General features: G+C 68.2%; 17 protein-coding genes and 1 pseudogene. 5 read left to right on the top strand and 13 right to left on the bottom strand.

Annotated features, from left to right (window positions below; genetic code table 11):
- Positions 1-6: 6 nt before the first annotated feature.
- Entirely contained in the window at positions 7-858 is an 852-nt protein-coding gene (locus QSJ19_RS12935; protein ID WP_286320940.1) for a 3-hydroxybutyryl-CoA dehydrogenase, read from the bottom strand.
- Positions 859-926: 68 nt separating this feature from the next.
- On the opposite strand from QSJ19_RS12935, the gene QSJ19_RS12930 reads away from it, so the two are divergent.
- Complete coding sequence (locus QSJ19_RS12930; protein WP_286320938.1) at positions 927-1,883, top strand: Gfo/Idh/MocA family protein; 957 nt, start codon at positions 927-929, stop codon at positions 1,881-1,883.
- On the opposite strand, the gene QSJ19_RS12925 is transcribed toward QSJ19_RS12930, so the two are convergent.
- The 6 genes from QSJ19_RS12925 to QSJ19_RS12900 all read right to left on the bottom strand — a co-directional run bounded on the left by QSJ19_RS12925 (position 1,868) and on the right by QSJ19_RS12900 (position 8,233).
- Positions 1,868-2,545: a DUF3159 domain-containing protein gene (locus tag QSJ19_RS12925; RefSeq protein ID WP_286320937.1), complete on the bottom strand. Its 678-nt coding sequence runs from the start codon at positions 2,543-2,545 to the stop codon at positions 1,868-1,870. The two genes, QSJ19_RS12930 and QSJ19_RS12925, sit on opposite strands and share 16 nt — an antisense overlap.
- A complete protein-coding gene (locus QSJ19_RS12920) occupies positions 2,542-4,458 on the bottom strand; it encodes a S9 family peptidase (protein WP_286320936.1) in 1,917 nt (638 codons plus the stop codon). The genes QSJ19_RS12925 and QSJ19_RS12920 overlap by 4 nt, the downstream gene beginning before the upstream one ends.
- A gap of 124 nt (positions 4,459-4,582) precedes the next feature.
- Positions 4,583-5,203 (bottom strand): response regulator transcription factor, encoded by a 621-nt coding sequence (locus QSJ19_RS12915; RefSeq protein ID WP_286321082.1) that lies wholly within the window; start codon positions 5,201-5,203, stop codon positions 4,583-4,585.
- Complete coding sequence (locus QSJ19_RS12910) at positions 5,200-6,381, bottom strand: sensor histidine kinase (protein WP_286320933.1); 1,182 nt, start codon at positions 6,379-6,381, stop codon at positions 5,200-5,202. The genes QSJ19_RS12915 and QSJ19_RS12910 overlap by 4 nt, the downstream gene beginning before the upstream one ends.
- Positions 6,363-7,193, bottom strand: coding sequence for an ABC transporter permease (locus QSJ19_RS12905; RefSeq protein WP_286320932.1), 831 nt, complete (start codon positions 7,191-7,193; stop codon positions 6,363-6,365). Before QSJ19_RS12905 ends, QSJ19_RS12910 begins: the two co-directional genes overlap by 19 nt.
- The gene (locus QSJ19_RS12900) at positions 7,190-8,233 is read right to left on the bottom strand and encodes an ABC transporter ATP-binding protein (RefSeq protein WP_286320931.1); all 1,044 of its coding nucleotides are present in this window, start codon (positions 8,231-8,233) and stop codon (positions 7,190-7,192) included. The genes QSJ19_RS12905 and QSJ19_RS12900 overlap by 4 nt, the downstream gene beginning before the upstream one ends.
- Before the next feature lie 144 nt (positions 8,234-8,377).
- Here QSJ19_RS12900 and msrB point away from each other — a divergent pair, with 144 nt between their 5' ends.
- On the top strand, positions 8,378-8,866 hold the full coding sequence (gene msrB, locus QSJ19_RS12895; RefSeq protein ID WP_286320930.1) for a peptide-methionine (R)-S-oxide reductase MsrB: 489 nt from the start codon (positions 8,378-8,380) through the stop codon (positions 8,864-8,866).
- Positions 8,863-9,408, top strand: coding sequence for a peptide-methionine (S)-S-oxide reductase MsrA (msrA, locus tag QSJ19_RS12890; protein ID WP_286320929.1), 546 nt, complete (start codon positions 8,863-8,865; stop codon positions 9,406-9,408). Before msrB ends, msrA begins: the two co-directional genes overlap by 4 nt.
- Before the next feature lie 216 nt (positions 9,409-9,624).
- Here the strand turns inward: msrA and QSJ19_RS12885 are convergent, their stop codons facing one another.
- Positions 9,625-9,810, bottom strand: a complete 186-nt coding sequence (locus tag QSJ19_RS12885) for a hypothetical protein (RefSeq protein WP_286320926.1) — start codon at positions 9,808-9,810, stop codon at positions 9,625-9,627.
- Positions 9,811-9,897: 87 nt separating this feature from the next.
- Here QSJ19_RS12885 and QSJ19_RS12880 point away from each other — a divergent pair, with 87 nt between their 5' ends.
- The gene (locus QSJ19_RS12880) at positions 9,898-10,140 is read left to right on the top strand and encodes a DUF3072 domain-containing protein (protein WP_286320924.1); all 243 of its coding nucleotides are present in this window, start codon (positions 9,898-9,900) and stop codon (positions 10,138-10,140) included.
- 13 nt (positions 10,141-10,153) lie between these two features.
- On the opposite strand, the gene QSJ19_RS12875 is transcribed toward QSJ19_RS12880, so the two are convergent.
- The 5 genes and pseudogenes from QSJ19_RS12875 to QSJ19_RS12855 form a co-directional block, all read right to left on the bottom strand.
- A complete protein-coding gene (locus QSJ19_RS12875; protein WP_286320923.1) occupies positions 10,154-10,939 on the bottom strand; it encodes a DJ-1/PfpI family protein in 786 nt (261 codons plus the stop codon).
- An 11-nt stretch (positions 10,940-10,950) separates the two neighbouring features.
- The gene (locus QSJ19_RS12870) at positions 10,951-11,973 is read right to left on the bottom strand and encodes a GlxA family transcriptional regulator (protein WP_286320921.1); all 1,023 of its coding nucleotides are present in this window, start codon (positions 11,971-11,973) and stop codon (positions 10,951-10,953) included.
- Positions 11,974-12,095: 122 nt separating this feature from the next.
- A pseudogene (locus QSJ19_RS12865) lies at positions 12,096-12,349 on the bottom strand (ferritin-like domain-containing protein); the annotation flags it as partial.
- A gap of 530 nt (positions 12,350-12,879) precedes the next feature.
- Positions 12,880-13,041, bottom strand: coding sequence for a hypothetical protein (locus QSJ19_RS12860; RefSeq protein ID WP_286320920.1), 162 nt, complete (start codon positions 13,039-13,041; stop codon positions 12,880-12,882).
- 103 nt (positions 13,042-13,144) lie between these two features.
- Positions 13,145-13,450 carry a TetR/AcrR family transcriptional regulator gene (locus tag QSJ19_RS12855; protein WP_286320919.1) on the bottom strand — a complete coding sequence of 102 codons (306 nt, stop codon included), beginning with the start codon at positions 13,448-13,450 and terminating at the stop codon, positions 13,145-13,147.
- 368 nt (positions 13,451-13,818) lie between these two features.
- On the opposite strand from QSJ19_RS12855, the gene QSJ19_RS12850 reads away from it, so the two are divergent.
- The gene (locus QSJ19_RS12850) at positions 13,819-15,048 is read left to right on the top strand and encodes a glycosyltransferase (protein WP_286320917.1); all 1,230 of its coding nucleotides are present in this window, start codon (positions 13,819-13,821) and stop codon (positions 15,046-15,048) included.
- Positions 15,049-15,214 lie beyond the last annotated feature (166 nt).

Raw genomic sequence — 15,214 nt, 5'->3', positions numbered from 1 at the left:
CAGTGGCTACTTCTCGTAGCTGTAGAACCCTCGCCCGGATTTCTTGCCGAGATAGCCGGCGTCGACCATGCGGCGCAACAGCGGCGGCGGGGCGAGGTGCGGCTCGGCGAACTCGTCGTAGAGCGAGTCGGCGGCGGCCAGCGTGATGTCGAGGCCGATGGTGTCGATCAGCGTGAGCGGACCCATCGGGTAACCGCAGCCGCCTTTCATCGCGGTGTCGATGTCCTCGGCCGAGGCATAACCGGAGTCGAGCATGCGGATCGCCTGGCACAGGTAGGGGATCAGCAGCGCGTTGACGATGAAGCCCGAGCGGTCGCCGGCGCGGACCGGGTTCTTGCCGAGGGTGTCCTCGACGTAGGCGGCGACCGTATCGGCGGTGGCGGTGGCCGTGGTGAGCGTGGAGATGATCTCGACGAGCGGCATCACCGGTACGGGATTGAAGAAGTGCACGCCGACGACACGTTCGGGGTGCTTGGTCGCCGCGGCCACCTTGATGACCGGGATCGACGACGTGTTGGTCGCCAGGATCGCGTCCGGACCGACGGCCGCATCGAGGCGGGCGAAGATCTCCTGCTTGAGTTCCAGGATCTCCGGCGCCGCCTCGATGACGAGTTCGCGGTCGGCGAGCTGGTCGTAGTCGACGGTGACACGCAGGTTCGCCAGGGCGGCGTCGGCCTCGTCCGCGGTGATCTTGTTCCGGGCGGCCGCGCGGGACAGGGATTTCGACACCCGCTCGTACGCGGCGTCGGCGAACTCGGGCTTGGCCTCGACGACCACGACGTCGCTGCCGGCCCGGATGCACACTTCTGCGATCCCGGCACCCATGGTGCCGCCACCGATCACACCGATCTTCTGCACGATCAACCTCCCACATGGTCTGACCGACACGGTAGTACGCCCAGTGCGGTGCAGGCAGAATGGCCCCCATGATCCGCATGGCGACCATCGGTACCAGCACGATCACCCGCTCGTTCCTCGACGCCGCGGCCTCGGTGCCGGCCGTCGATGTGACGACCGCGTACTCACGCGACGCGGGTCGGGCGGCAGAGTTCGCCGCCGACACCGGACTCGCGTCCTCTGCGTCCGACCTCGGCGAACTCCTGTCGTCCCCGGAGATCGACGCGGTGTACATCGCGTCACCGAACGGGACGCATGGCGAGCAGGTGCGGCAGGCGATCGGTGCGGGCAAACATGTACTCGTCGAAAAGCCCGCCGTGCCGACGAGCGCGGAGTTCGTCGATCTCGCCGACGCGGCGTCGTCGGCCGGGGTGATCCTGCTCGAGGCCATGCGCAACTGTTACGACCCGGGACTGGACGACCTCGCCGGACTCCTTCCACAACTGGGCACTCTGCGGCGTGCATCGTTGGCGTACTGCCAGCGGTCGGCCCGCTACGACACGGTGCTCGCGGGGGAACGGGTCAACATCTTCGACCCGGCGATGGCGGGCGGCGCCCTGCTCGACCTCGGGGTCTACACGGTGGCGGCGATGGTTGCACTGTTCGGTGAGCCCGAGCGGGTTGTCGCGGCGTCGATCCCGATCCCCGGCGGCGCCGACGGTGCCGGCGCCGCGCTCGCCGTCTACGAGGGCGGATTCGTCGTCGACCTGTCGTACTCGAAGATCACCGCGTCGGATCGGGTCAACGAGATCCAGGGTGAACTCGGCACGCTGACGTTCGAGCACGTCGCACAGCCGACGTCGGCGCGGGTGAGCCTGCTCGACGGCACCGTGCGTGATCACACCTTCGACGGGCCGTCGAACAACATGGTCCACGAGGTCCGCCGCTTCGCGGACCTCGTGGACACCTCGGGCCACACGTCGGCCGATCATGAGCGGACGCTGGCCACTCTGCGTGTCGTCGAACGGATTCAGTCAGCGGTCTGAGCGGGGCCTGTCGCGTCGCCCTGACCGTCGTCGTGCTCGGCCAGTCGTCGCGTGGAGCGACGGAACGCCCAGACGACGACCACGAGAGCCAGTGCCAGCAACGGGAATCCCATGCCGATCCGCGATACCCCGAGCCAGCCGGTCGCGTCCGCGTCGTACAGGTGGTCCTGCACGATGAACCGGGCGATGAACAGAACGGTCAGCGTCAGCGTCGCGATGTCGTGGGCGCAGAGCGCCGGACGATCCTGACGCCACCGATATCTGTTGCCGTGCAGAGCGTTCCACAGCAGTCCGGTGACGGGTCGTCGGGCGATCAGGGAGGCTCCGGTGATGACGGCTCCGGCGAGGCTCGCCCAGATGCCGATGAGGAAGTAGCCGTCGGCCGACCCGGTCGCGCCGGCCACGGCGCCCGCGGCGGCCACTCCGAACACGCCACCGAGGGCGGTCATCACCGGTTCGCCGCGGACGACCCGCAACACCGCGATCGCGATGGCGACGGCGATGGCCACGCCGATCGTGATCGGCAGCGACGCAACGCTGTTGGTGATGACGAACACCACGACGGGGATGGCCGTGTAGATCATCCCGGAGGTTCCGCCGAGTTGGTCGAGGATCAGTTGGCCGGTGTCCGGCTCGTCGTCGCGTCGTTTCTGATCGATCATGCTGTCCGTCCTCCCAGGTGGCGAGCGAGGAAGCGCTCGACGGTGCGGTAGAAGGTGATCTGATTCTCGGGGTTGACGAATCCATGTCCCTCATCGTCGAAGACGAGGTAGTCGACGTCGATCCCGCGCTCCCGTAGCGCGGCGACGATGGTGTCGGATTCGGCCTGGACCACGCGGGCGTCGTTGGCGCCCTGGGCGATCATGAGGGGCCGGGTGATGTCGTCGACCCGGCTGATCGGGGAGCGGGCGCGCATGTCCGTCGCTTGCTCCGCGACGTCCGGATCGCCGACGTAGCGGTACCAGTTGTTGATGATGCCGGGGCCGATGAACGCCGGCTGGGTCCGCATGAAGTTCTCCAGATCGGAGATGCCGACGTAGTCGACGGCCGCGGCGAAGACATCGGGAGTGAAGGCCGCCCCGACCAGCGTGGCGTAGCCGCCGTAGCTCCCGCCCATGATCGCGACCCGGTCACGGTCGGCGTAGCCCTGCGTGACAGCCCAGTCGACGGCGTCGAGGAGATCGTCGTGCATGGCGGCGGCGAACTCGCCGACGGCCTTCTGGGTGTGTGCCTTGCCGTATCCGGTCGAGCCACGAAAGTTGACCTGCAGCACCGCATATCCGCGGTTGGCGAGCATCTGCACCAGGGGCTGGTATCCCCACGAGTCGCGGTACCACGGGCCGCCGTGGACCAGCAGCACCATCGGGAGATCTCGTGGCTCCTCCCCGACGGGCAGTGTCAGATAGGAGGGCAGGGTGAGTCCGTCACGGGCGGTGACGGTCACCGCCGTCATCGGCGCCAACTCCTCCGGGTCCAGGTGCCCGAACGGCCGGAACAGTTCGCGACTCTCTCCGGTCGCATGGTCGTACAGCCATGTCACCCCGGGCTCACGATCGTGGGCGAAGCTGACGACCCAGCGTGTTCCGCTCTCGTCGGAGGAGATCTCGCCGATGTCGCCGTCCGACAACGACTCCATCTGCTTCAGGACCGCGGCGAAGTGATCATCGAGGGCGTGGATGACCTGCCGCTCACCGAGATAGCGTGCGCCGAGCAGTTCGCCGGTCGCGCGATCGTGTATCAGCGGTGACGACATCTGCGCCACCGCACGACGGTCGGCGTCCAGCTCGAGAGTGGGGTGATGGTCGACCACGGTCTCGGCGCCGGTCATCAGGTCGACGTGGACCACGGCGGTGAGGTCGCGGTCGCGCTTGGAGCCGATCCACATGCCGGTGCTGTCGGGGGTGACGGTCGCCAGGGATACCCCGAGCGGATGATCGTCGCCGTCGAGCGTGATGACGGTGTGCAGGTCTCCCGTCGTCGGATCGCGGCGCGCGAACTCGTAGTCACCGTCGTCGGTGATCGAGGAGCAGAAGAGTTCACCGTCGCGGCCCGGAATCCAGGCCGACCCCACCCCGGGGCTCTCGGCGACCATCGTCAGTTCGCCTGAGGCGACATCGATCTCGTACAGATCGAACTGTGCGCGGTCACGGGCGTTCAACAGGAGCGTCATGATGCCGGCGCGGCCCCTGGCCCGCTCGAGGCCGAGGGCACGGGCACCCGGATACGGAGTGAGGTCGACGGCGGGGGCATCCGGATCGTCGAGATCGACTCGGAAGACGTGCCAGTTCTCGTCGCCGCCGGAGTCCTGCAGGTAGAGCAGCCAGCGCGGGTCGTCGGTCCACTGGTAGCTGAGCACGCTGCGCGTGTCGTCGGCGGTGACGCACCGGGCGTCGGCCATGACACCGTTCTCGTCGGGATCGAGGTCCTCGATCCACACGTTCAGGCGATTGCGCCACGGTGCGAGGAAGGCGATCCGCGTGCCATCCGGGGAGATGGTCGCGCCGGTCCGGCGCGGCGGTGCGAAGAAGTCGTCGATGCTGATCAGCCGGGGCAAGGTGTTCGTGTGCTGTTCCATGCCTTCGACACTGCCCGGCACGGGCTGCGGCCAGTAGTACGCACAGTCATCGATCGTCGGTGACTTTCCGGACCGACCCGTGATGACAAATGTCAGATCACCGAGGTCGGCGCTGCAGAACCGGTCAGATCCAACCGAATTCGCGTGCCTTCCGTGCCGCCTCGTACCGGTTGGACGCGTTGAGCTTGGCCATCGCCGACGACAGGTAGTTGCGGGTCGTCCCCGGCGACAGGTGCGCGCGGGCCGCGATCTCGTCGACGGAGGCGCCGTCGAGGGCGTACTCGAGGACATCGGCCTCGCGCGCCGTCAGTACCGTCTCGCCCGCGCTGATGGCCTCCGCCGCGAGTTCGGGGTCGACGTACCGGCTTCCGCCGTGCACCGTCGAGATGACCTCGGCGAGAGTGGCGGCCGAGGCGGTCTTGGGCAGGAAGCCGCGAACGCCCGCGGCCAGGGCGCGCTTGAGGTACCCGGGGCGGCCGTGACTCGTCACGATCACGATCCCGGCATCGGGGGTGATCTCGAGTAGCTGTGTGGCCGTGTCGATTCCGTCGATGCCCGGCATCTGCAGGTCGATCAGGGCGACCGCGAGCCCGTCGCCCGCATCGGCGCGGACGCGCCACAGGTCGACGAGTTCCTCGCCCGAACCGACATGTGCGACGACCTCGATCGCCTCCTCGAGGTCCAGCATCGTTGCCATCGCCGCCCGGATGAGGGTTTCGTCGTCGGCGAGCAACACCGGGATCATGCGTCCTCCCATTTCACCTCGAGCACGAATTCGTCGGCGGCGCAGGTGTGCTCGAGGTGAGCACCCACCTCGGCGAGCCGCTCGGCCAGGCCCTGCAGGCCGGATCGTTCGTCCGCCGCCCTGCTCCGGGCGTCGGTTGTCACCGACGATACCCCGTTGTTCCGCAACGTCATTCCGGACGAGCCCATGGCGAACGTGGCCGATGACGCCGACGAGTGTTTCACGATGTTCGTCGTCGCCTCACGGACCACCCAGGCGCCGACCTCGTGGAACTCGGCCGGCACCGCCGACGGATCGCCCTCGACGGTGAGCTCGCATCCGGCGGCGGACAGCAGCGAGCGTGCGCCGGCGACCTCGCCGTCGAGATTGATGTCGCGGTAGCCGCGGACCAGCGCGCGCATCTGTTCCATCGACTCGACGGCCAGGGTCTTGATCTCGTCGACCTCGGTGCCCGCGCGGTCGGCGGCACCGGCCCTCAGGAGTGTCGTCGCCAGTTCGCTTTTCACCGCGATCGCGGAGAATCCCCGACCGACGACGTCGTGCAGGTCACGGGAGAACCGCAGACGTTCCTCGGCCACCTGCAGTTTCGCCTCGACGACTCGTGCACGCTCGAGGTCGTCGACGACGGTGAGCGCCCAGCGGGTCAACAGCGTGGTGCCGACGAGGAAGACCGAAACGACAAACGTGATCCCGGCGACCTGCAGCATTCCACGAGGCCCCGCGGCGAAGGCCGCGCCGGTCGCCACGCTGATGCCGAGAGCGATCCACCAACGGTGCCGGACGAACGGGACGATCGACAGGGCGGCGAGCATCGCGACGTAGATACCTGCGCTCCGGGCGGCATCGACGTCGGCGTCCGCCGACATCACCCGGGCGGCTATCGAGTACGCCACCCAGACCGCCACCAGCACCGCGGCGGTTACCGGCAGCATCCATCGTCGCGGTCGGCTGCGGCCGCGGGTGGTGAACTCCGGTTGGGCCTCGACGGCGAGCAGAGCGGCGGCCCCGGCGATCAGCACGCCGGGCGCCGCCCACGGCCGGGCGGTGGTGACGGCCAGGATGACGGCGACGCCGAGGATGGCGGACTGCAATGTGAGACGGGTGTAGAGGCGGAACCGTTCGGGTCCGGACAGCCCATGCCACCAGCCCACCACCGCCGTCACCCGCGATCGTCCCACCGGAAGCTCGTCGAGGTGAGGGCGAAAGCCAGAACCGACCATAGGACCAGTGTGGCAACCGGCTGCGCGATCTCGCCGAAGGTGCCCGCGAAGTCGAGGGCCGCGTCGCTCGACGACGCCATCACCGACTTGCCGGTGGTCCCCAACGAGATGAGGTCGGACACGGCGGCGAACGGGGTCCATCCGGCGACGCCGGCCAGGCCGTCGGGGAGGATCGAGCGGATCGATCCGAGCCCGATCGTGGCGAGGACCATCACCGGCAGCGACGTGATCTGGGCCGCCTCGGCGTTCTTCGTGACGGCGCTGGTCGCGAGGGCGAGCACGGAGAACAGGATGACTCCGGCGGTCAGTGCGGCGGCGATCAGGATCGGGTTCACTGGTGCGGGCGCGCCGAATCCGTAGACGATTCCGGCGACGATCGCCGCACCGGTGGCGGTCAGCAGGACGCCCGGTGCGGCCGGGGCCGTCAGGATCTGCCAGTCGGCCGCCTCTCCGGTCCGCAGGCGTTTGAGCACACCTTCGCCGCGGCGCGTGGTGACCATCGACAGCACGGAGTAGTACTGCACGAACAACAGGGCCGCGTAGGCGAACAACTCGAGGGTGGTGGCCGCCAGGGCGGTGGTGGCGTCCGCGTCGCGGCGCGCGATGACGAACGTCGCGAGGGGAATGCCGATGGGGAACACGGTGCCCATCGTGACGAGTGTCTTGTTGCGGCAGAACTGGCGGAACTCCGCGGTCGCGAGCGCGGTGAGCGGCCGACGGCGAGGGGTGTCGACGGCGGTGGGGCGGCTGCCGGGGTTGGCGGTGGTCATCGGTGTGCTCCGATCGGGGTCGCGTGGTTGGTCGGCGTGGTGGCGAGGCTGTCGGAATGTCCGGCGGCGTCCGCGTCTCCGGCGATGTCTTTGAGTCCGGCGATGTCCAGAAACACCGATTCGAGCGATGCCGCCCGCGCTTCGAGGCCGTGCAGGGCGACACGGTGCTCGCGAGCCCACGTGAGGAGCGTGTCGAGGTGGGCCTGCAGGTGCTGGGTGGCGATGGTGACCCGCGCACCGGACTCGACGACCGCGTCGGGCAACTCGGGCAGCACCAGGCCCGGGTGATCGAACGCGATCCTGGCCGGGTGGCCGTCGACGATCTCGCGGAGGGTTCCACAGCGGGAGATCGCACCACGATGCATGATCGCGATGCGGTCGGCGAGCACCTCGGCCTCGTCGAGATAGTGGGTCGTCAACACCATCGTGACGCCGTCGGCCTTGAGGTCGGACAACAACTTCCATGTCTGACGCCGGCTCTCCGGGTCCAGACCGGTGGTCGGTTCGTCGAGGAAGAGCAGTCGCGGTTGGCCCAGCAGCGCGCAGGCGAGGTCGACGCGTCGCTTCTCACCTCCGGACAGCGAACCCACCCGCACGTCGGCGCGATCGGTCAGATCCACCTTGGTGAGCACGTCGTCGACCGTCGTCGGGCGTGAGCACGTACCGCGCCACATCTGCAGCGTCTCGGCGACGGTCAGCTCGGCGGGCAGACCGCCGGACTGCAGCATGGTGCCGACCTGCGGTCGTACGAGGGCACGGTCGCGGAGGGGATCGAGCCCGAACACCTCGACGTCACCCGCGGTCGGTGCGGTCAGGCCCTCGAGCAGGTCGAAGGTCGATGTCTTGCCTGCCCCGTTGGTGCCGAGCAGGGCGAACACCTCTCCCTCGCGGACGTCGATGTCGATGCCGCGCACGGCCTCGAACGCCGAGTTGCGCTTGCCGTAGGTGCGCCGGAGCCCCGTCGCGGAGATGACCGGCGACCGCTGTGTCGTGTGGGGGCCGAGGTCGACCTCGAACCTGGTGGCATGTCTGTTTCGCATGCACCGAGCATCGTCGGGCGGCATCGTAGGAGGTAGTGGGCGCAATCATCGATTCGTGCTGACAAATGTCATCACGGGACCAAATCGGCGACACCTGTTGTTGGAACGGGTGTCGCCGCAGCCAGCGGCGCCGAAGGAGGAAACGTGAGCAACGAGTACCGCAAGACCGACGAGGCCGTCGGCGGTCTCACCGACGCGCAGTACCGCGTCACCCAGAAGGACGGCACCGAGCCGGCCTTCCACAACGAGTACTGGGACAACCACGAGCCGGGCATCTACGTCGACGTCGTCTCGGGGCAGCCCTTGTTCTCCTCGACCGACAAGTACGACAGTGGGACCGGATGGCCGAGCTTCACCCGTCCGATCGACCCCGACGCGGTGACCACCAAGTCCGACCGGACGCTGTGGATGCGCCGCACCGAGGTCCGCTCGTCCGGCGCAGACAGCCACCTCGGCCACGTGTTCGGCGACGGCCCGCGCGAGGCCGGTGGGCAGCGCTTCTGCATGAATTCGGCAGCGCTGCGGTTCATTCCGGCATCGGACCTCGACGCGGAGGGCTACGGCGCCTACCGCACGCTGTTCGATATCACCGACGATCAGACCGACACCACGACCGAGAGGGATGCCTCATGACGACCGACACCGGACAGATCACCCGCCGCCCCGGCACCGAGACCGCAGTCCTCGCCGGCGGATGCTTCTGGGGAATGGAAGACCTCATCCGACGCCAGCCCGGCGTGCTCGACACCCGGGTCGGATACACGGGCGGGTCCAACGATCACGCCACCTACCGCAACCATCCCGGTCACGCGGAGGCCGTCGAGATCGTGTTCGACCCGACGCAGACGTCGTACCGCGACATCCTGGCGTTCTTCTTCCAGATCCACGACCCGAGCACCAAGGATCGTCAGGGCAACGACATCGGCACCAGCTATCGGTCGGCGATCTTCCCGCTGACACCTGAGCAGGATACAGTCGCGCGCGACACCATCGCCGACGTCGACGCGTCGGGTCTGTGGCCGGGCAAGGCGGTGACGACGATCGAGCCCGCCGGACCCTTCTGGGAGGCCGAGCCCGAGCATCAGGATTACCTGCTCAACTTCCCGAACGGGTACACCTGTCACTTCCCGCGGGCCGGCTGGGTCCTGCCGAAGCGCGAGGACGCCACTCAGTGACGATCGGCTCGCCGCCCCGGATCGCCGGCGGCGAGCAGCCCGACTGCTCGTCGGGTGGGGGAGCCTGCCCGACGAGCGTTCAGGGCACCGGCGTCGGTGCCAGACTGTTTCCCCGCGGGATGGTGGCGCAGTTGCTGCGCGTCGGTACATCGCCGAATCGCTCTGCCAGATACTGGAATGCCTGTGGCTCGAAGGCGGCGAACGCCTGCTGATGTTTCAGACCGTCGAACCGCCGAAGCGGTAGAACGGATCGGCCGACGGTACCGGCGAACCCGGACCCGGATCCGCCCGGGAATCGGGCACATTCGCGGCGACGATCGCGGTCGTGACGAGAAGTACGGCGACGATGACGCGACGTATCCCGACGCGGAGGGCCGATGGCGCGTACGGCAATTCAATCATCGCCGGTACCTGGTGTCGGCCACTTCTGGCCGAGTTCCCACACCAGAAGGGTGGCCGTGCGGCGCGATCGGTCGTATCGTGGGGACCGTGACTGATTCGAACAAAGGTTCGACGTCGGGTGACGAGGACATCCTCGGCGCCGGCGCCGGCAACACCACCGAGAAGGATCCCGAGGATTGGGTGACCGGCGACGAGCCGATGACCGGTGCGCAACGCAGCTATCTGGACACCCTCGCCCGCGACGCGGGCGAGACGATCTCCGCCGACCTGACGAAGGCGCAGGCGTCCGAGGAGATCGAACGTCTGCAGGCCAAGAGCGGGCGGGGCTGACCGGGCTACTCGGTCATCGTCGGCTGGTGGGTCGGTGGGACCTCAGGCGACCACTCCAGGTGCGTCGTCGGCGAGCGCGACGGACTGCGACCGTCCACGCGATACGGGACAGCGCTGCCGATTCCCGGATCAGCGTGCCCGGCTCGTTGGCGATGAGGTCGACTGCTTCACGCCCGGCGATCTGTGCGACTCCGCGCTTGGTCGCGGCGTCGGCGGTGGCAAAGCTGCCGCAGTCGTAGGGCGGCTGCGGGTCGTACTCGATCATGAGCTGCGCGGCGCGGGCGACGTCGTCGCCGGCGACCTTGCCCACGAGCCACAGCGCGGTGTCGATTCCGGCGGACACCCCGGCACCGGTCACGATCTTTCCGTGCTGCACGATCCGCCGGTCGGACACGGGGTGGGCGCCGTACGCCTCGAGTGCGGCCATTGCGGACCAGTGGCTTGTCGCGGGTACGTCGTCGAGCACACCCGCGGCGGCGAGGATCACGGATCCGGTGCACACCGACGCCGTCCACCGTGTCGTCGCGTGCACTCGACGCAGCCAGTCGAGGACCCTCTCGTCCTCGGCGATCGTGGCCGTCGCCGTACCCGATCCGCCGATCAGGACGATGTCCGGTGAGGGCGTCTCGTCGAAGGTGTGGGTCGCGGCCAGGACGAAGACGCCGCTGTCGGCGGTCACCGGTCCCTGTTCGGCCCACACGAATCGGAGTTCGGCTCCGGGGATGAAGCGCAGCACTTCGTATGGCCCGACGATGTCCAGCGCGGTCATGCCGGGATAGATGACGATGGCGATCTGCATGGGTGGCCCTTTCAGGAAACCTTCGGTGTGGTTTGGAAGTGCTGGCGGTATCGGCCGGGTGTGGTGTGTACGCGGCGCACGAACGCCCGATGCAGGGTCTCGGGCCGTCCGAATCCCACGCGCTCGGCGACGGCCGGGATGACGAGGTCGGTCGTCGCGAGGAAGGTCTTGGCTGCTTCGACGCGCAAGGATTCGACGAGCGTCGCCGGTGTGACTCCGACTTCGCGGCGGAACACCCGGCCGAAGTTGCGGGGACTCATGCTCACCCGCGCGGCCAGCCGCTCGATCGTCAGGTCCTCCGCGAGGTGGTCGGGGAGCCACCGCTGCAAATCGACCAGCGCCGGTGTTTTCGCGGGTGGATTCCGCAGGTGCACACTGAATTGCGATTGCCCGCCGGTTCTGCGGAGGAATACGACCAACCAGCCCGCGACGGCGTGGGCGAGGTCGACGCCGTGGTCGGACTCCACGAGCGCCAGGGCCAGATCGATTCCGGCGGTGACACCGGCCGACGTCCAGCGGTCACGGTCATGGACGTAGATCGCATCGGCGTCGACGTCGATCCGAGGATTCTCGGCACGGAGGGATTCGCAGGCCGCCCAGTGGGTCGTCGCGCGGTAACCGTCGAGCAACCCGGCCCGTGAGAGCAGCACCGCACCCGAGCACACCGCCGTCGTCCGGCGCGAGACCGCGGACAGCCGTCGGAGACCGTCGAGTGCCGCAGGGTGGTCCTCGGCGAATCGATAGACCTCGACACCGCCGACGACCAGGAGTGTGTCGATTGCTGGGGCGGGGGGTCCGGCCGCGGGCCCGGCGACAGACGCTGCCTCGCCGAACGACGCATCCACGCCAAGGGTCACGCCGCTCTCCGAGCGCACCGGCCGCCCGTCGTGTGAGGTGAGAATCGTGCGATAGCCGGGGCCGCTGCCCAACAGCGTCGCCGCCTGGAACACGTCAGTCGGTCCGGCGACGTCGAGCAGCGCGCAGCCGTCGAACACGACCACGACGATCACACGCGGCGAACCGGTTGCCTGCACACGACGATCGTCGTCGGTCGTCGACGTGGCCGCAAGGACAAGCTACTGACGATTTCGGCCACTCGAGGACCGTTCCATGTCAGCCCGCCCGCGAGAACGCCGCCACCCGGGGTGTGGGAGTGGGTGATCCACTCGACCGTCTCGGTGTGTGCGTCGATGAGCCGGTCGGCAAGGTTCACCAGGTCGGTGTCCTTCTGGCCGTCGCGAGGGCCTTCAGGTACATCGCGCGGCCCTTCTCCGCGTTGCCGGCGAGTTCGTCGCGGATCGCGTCGGTGCGTGCCTGGGCCTGGCGGATCTCCGCGGTCTGGATCTCGACGTGCGTGAGCGCGAGGATCGCGCGAAGCTGTCGATGGATCGTGGTGGTGGAAATCGTCATCGGGAATGACTCCCTTCGTAGGCGTTCTGGCTGCGACCGTCACAGCGTGGCCGTGCCGGTCATACTCCAACACCGTGTGCTCGGAATTCTCGGGGGATCGTCGAGAGGGATTGTCCGACGGCCACTTTTGGCGCGATGTGTCATGTGTCGCAGCACGGCCGTCTATGCGATCGTCCCGGGAAGCGGCGAGGCACGAAGAGACCGCCGTCCGAAACGGAACGGCGGTCTGTTCGTGTGAGAGGGACGGCCTCAGGCAGTGCGCCTCTCGGCGAGAGGCCGCTCGTGGCGGCGAATGAGGTGGGGCCCGGGGGCAGAGATCCCGAGGCCGTCGCGTCGTTCAACCGGGTCGGTGCGGGATCTATTCCGAGGTACCCGGAAACCGCCCCGGAAGAGCTTCCGTAGATCCCGGAAACCGCCCCGGGAAAGCGCCCGGGTGGTGCGTGTGGATGTCGGTAGGCGCAAATGACCTGGGACAACGCCGAAGTGTTGGGCGCTTTTCCGGCGCACACTCGGCCCGGTTGCGCGCCGACTCAGTAGGGCACCACCAGGAACGCGAGCACCATCACCTGCGGTATGAGTGCTCCGACGATGTCGATGGCGATCGGCCAGCGCCGAGAGCTTCGGGCTTGGTCGTCGAGGATGTCGAGAACGTCGCCGATCCGTATCGGATCGGCGGGGGCGGTGATGGTCATCGGGGCTCCTGGGCGGGATCGTTGGTCTCGATCCACACAGTGCTGCCCAGGACTTGGAGCTCACTTGGTGTCCTGCTGAACCCCAGGTCACGTGTATTCTCCGTCAATGCTGCTGCGCCGTGGTGAGGTCGTCGACGTCCATCGGCGTGCCGTACAGCAGTGCATACATCGAGACGCCGTCGGCGAACGCGGTCACGGCACGCGCTGCGCGTTCGCCGATGTGCGGTGACAGGAGGGCGACCATGCCGTCCGACCAGCGCACCGCGAGCGGCCGCAGTTTCGGATCGACCGCGGCGGCCGAGATCAGGGCCATGTCGGCGCGGATCAGGTCGTCCTGCGAGATGTAATCGTGCAGCGTCTGTGCGAACACCGCGGGCACCGGTCCGTGCTCGGTGAGTGTTTCGGACACCTCGGCGAGTCCGACGTCGATGTCATGCGCGAGGTGCGCCAGGCGGCGGCGCGCAGATCGTCGAGGGTCGCGAAGTACTGGGTCGTCGATCCGAGCGGGACCTCTGCACGGCGCGCGACCAACCGGTGTGTGAACCCACCCGAGCTGACCTACAGGATCAGGGCCGCCGCAGCCTCGGTGATCGTCCGGCGCTGTTCCTCAGGGTTGCGACGACGGGGTCGCGGGGTCTCCGACATGCGTTTCTCTTTGTGTACACATGCACAGAAAGGGGTGACCTCGAGCGAGGGTGGCGGGAATCACCGAAAGCCGCACGCCCACATCGTTTGTTGCAATTGTCTGGGACGGATGACCCGGTATCGTCGGGATTCATGAGATTCGGTTTCGCCATGCACGGGAGTCGGGGAGACGTCCAGCCCGGTGTCGCGGTCGCTCAGGCGCTCGCCGAGCGCGGACACGAGGTCACCGTGGCGGCACCTGAGGACATCGTCCCTGCTGTCGTGCGCACCGGGTTGACGGCGCGGGTGCTGTGTCCGGACAACTCAGAGCTGCTGCGCAGCCCGTTGGTGAAACAGCGCCTCAAGAGCAAGAACCCGTCAACGCGGCTGAAGGCGTTGTCGGAGATCTCCGCCTTCGGTGCGGACACCTCCGAGCAGGTGATGGGTGAGCTCGCCCAGGACGCCGACGTCCTGGTGACCGGACTGCTCGCGCAGGAGCGCGCCGCCACGGTCGCGGAGGGCAACGATGCCACTTTTGTGCCGCTGCATTACTGCCCGATCCGGTCCAACGAGACGGTCGACGTCTTCGGCGCGCCGCGCTGGGCCCGCCGGGCCCTGTGGGCGATCGGCGACCAGGTGAACTGGTGGACCGTCCGCGGCCGCGACGGCGACCTGCGCCGACGTCTCGGCCTCGCCCCTGCCGGACAGCCACTGCCGCAACGACTTCACGAGGCCGGCACGCCGGAGGTGCAGGCCTACGATCCGGCGCTCTTTCCAGGTCTGCCGAACGAGTGGGGTCCGACCCGGCCGTTCACCGGGGCGTTGCTGCCGGACGCGACCACCCGTCGTCGTTTCAACGGCGACGACGGCCGGGCTACCGAGCAGGCCATCGCCTGGGCCGACGCCGGCCGGTCGCCGGTGTACGTCGGATTCGGCAGCATGCCGGTCGAGGCCGAACGCATCGACGGGATCGTCGGTTCGCTGACCGGATTCGGACTGCGCGTCATCGCTCACACCCCGCACGAACTCCCCCAGCGCGACGACGTCCTGCACGTCGTGGATGCCCTCGACCACGAACTGCTGCTGCCGCATTGTCGTGGTGCGGTCCACCACGGCGGCGCGGGCACCACTGCGGCCGTCGCCCGTGCAGGCATCCCCGCCGTTGTCGGCTGGATCAGCGCGGACCAGCCGATGTGGACCGCGGCGCTGCGGCGTCTCGGCGTCGGTGATGGTCGCCGACTGCGACTGCTCGGAGCGAACGATCTGGCGATCCTGCTCGACGACGGCGTCGCGGACGCCGCAGCCACGCTGGCCACGGCCCTGACCCCGCCGGACATCGCGGTCGCACGGGCGTGCGACGTCCTGGAGTCGGCCGCGAGTTGATCGGGCGCGCTGATCGGGGGCGCGCGATGCATGTGTCGACCCGGGTTCCTCCTGCGCGTCGATCGGTCGCGGCCTGATCGCGACACGGGGGCTAGGCTGAACCGTGTGGTGAGACCTGCATCATATATCTGATCGAGGGCGGACCGTACGCGCGATCGGGTCGATC

The organism is Gordonia sp. ABSL11-1, assembly GCF_030315685.1.
In the GTDB taxonomy this organism is placed as follows: domain Bacteria; phylum Actinomycetota; class Actinomycetes; order Mycobacteriales; family Mycobacteriaceae; genus Gordonia.
This window is presented reverse-complemented; position numbering and strand designations above follow the sequence as displayed.

Coding starts and splice junctions, on each gene's coding strand:
- QSJ19_RS12925 (WP_286320937.1), bottom strand. CDS start 2,545: ATGATCGATCAGAAACGACGCGACGACGAGCCGGACACCGGCCAACTG.
- QSJ19_RS12920 (WP_286320936.1), bottom strand. CDS start 4,458: ATGGAACAGCACACGAACACCTTGCCCCGGCTGATCAGCATCGACGAC.
- msrA (WP_286320929.1), top strand. CDS start 8,863: ATGACGACCGACACCGGACAGATCACCCGCCGCCCCGGCACCGAGACC.
- QSJ19_RS12850 (WP_286320917.1), top strand. CDS start 13,819: ATGAGATTCGGTTTCGCCATGCACGGGAGTCGGGGAGACGTCCAGCCC.
- QSJ19_RS12930 (WP_286320938.1), top strand. CDS start 927: ATGATCCGCATGGCGACCATCGGTACCAGCACGATCACCCGCTCGTTC.
- QSJ19_RS12905 (WP_286320932.1), bottom strand. CDS start 7,193: ATGACCACCGCCAACCCCGGCAGCCGCCCCACCGCCGTCGACACCCCT.
- QSJ19_RS12915 (WP_286321082.1), bottom strand. CDS start 5,203: ATGATCCCGGTGTTGCTCGCCGACGACGAAACCCTCATCCGGGCGGCG.
- QSJ19_RS12875 (WP_286320923.1), bottom strand. CDS start 10,939: ATGCAGATCGCCATCGTCATCTATCCCGGCATGACCGCGCTGGACATC.
- QSJ19_RS12860 (WP_286320920.1), bottom strand. CDS start 13,041: ATGACCATCACCGCCCCCGCCGATCCGATACGGATCGGCGACGTTCTC.
- QSJ19_RS12885 (WP_286320926.1), bottom strand. CDS start 9,810: ATGATTGAATTGCCGTACGCGCCATCGGCCCTCCGCGTCGGGATACGT.
- QSJ19_RS12900 (WP_286320931.1), bottom strand. CDS start 8,233: ATGCGAAACAGACATGCCACCAGGTTCGAGGTCGACCTCGGCCCCCAC.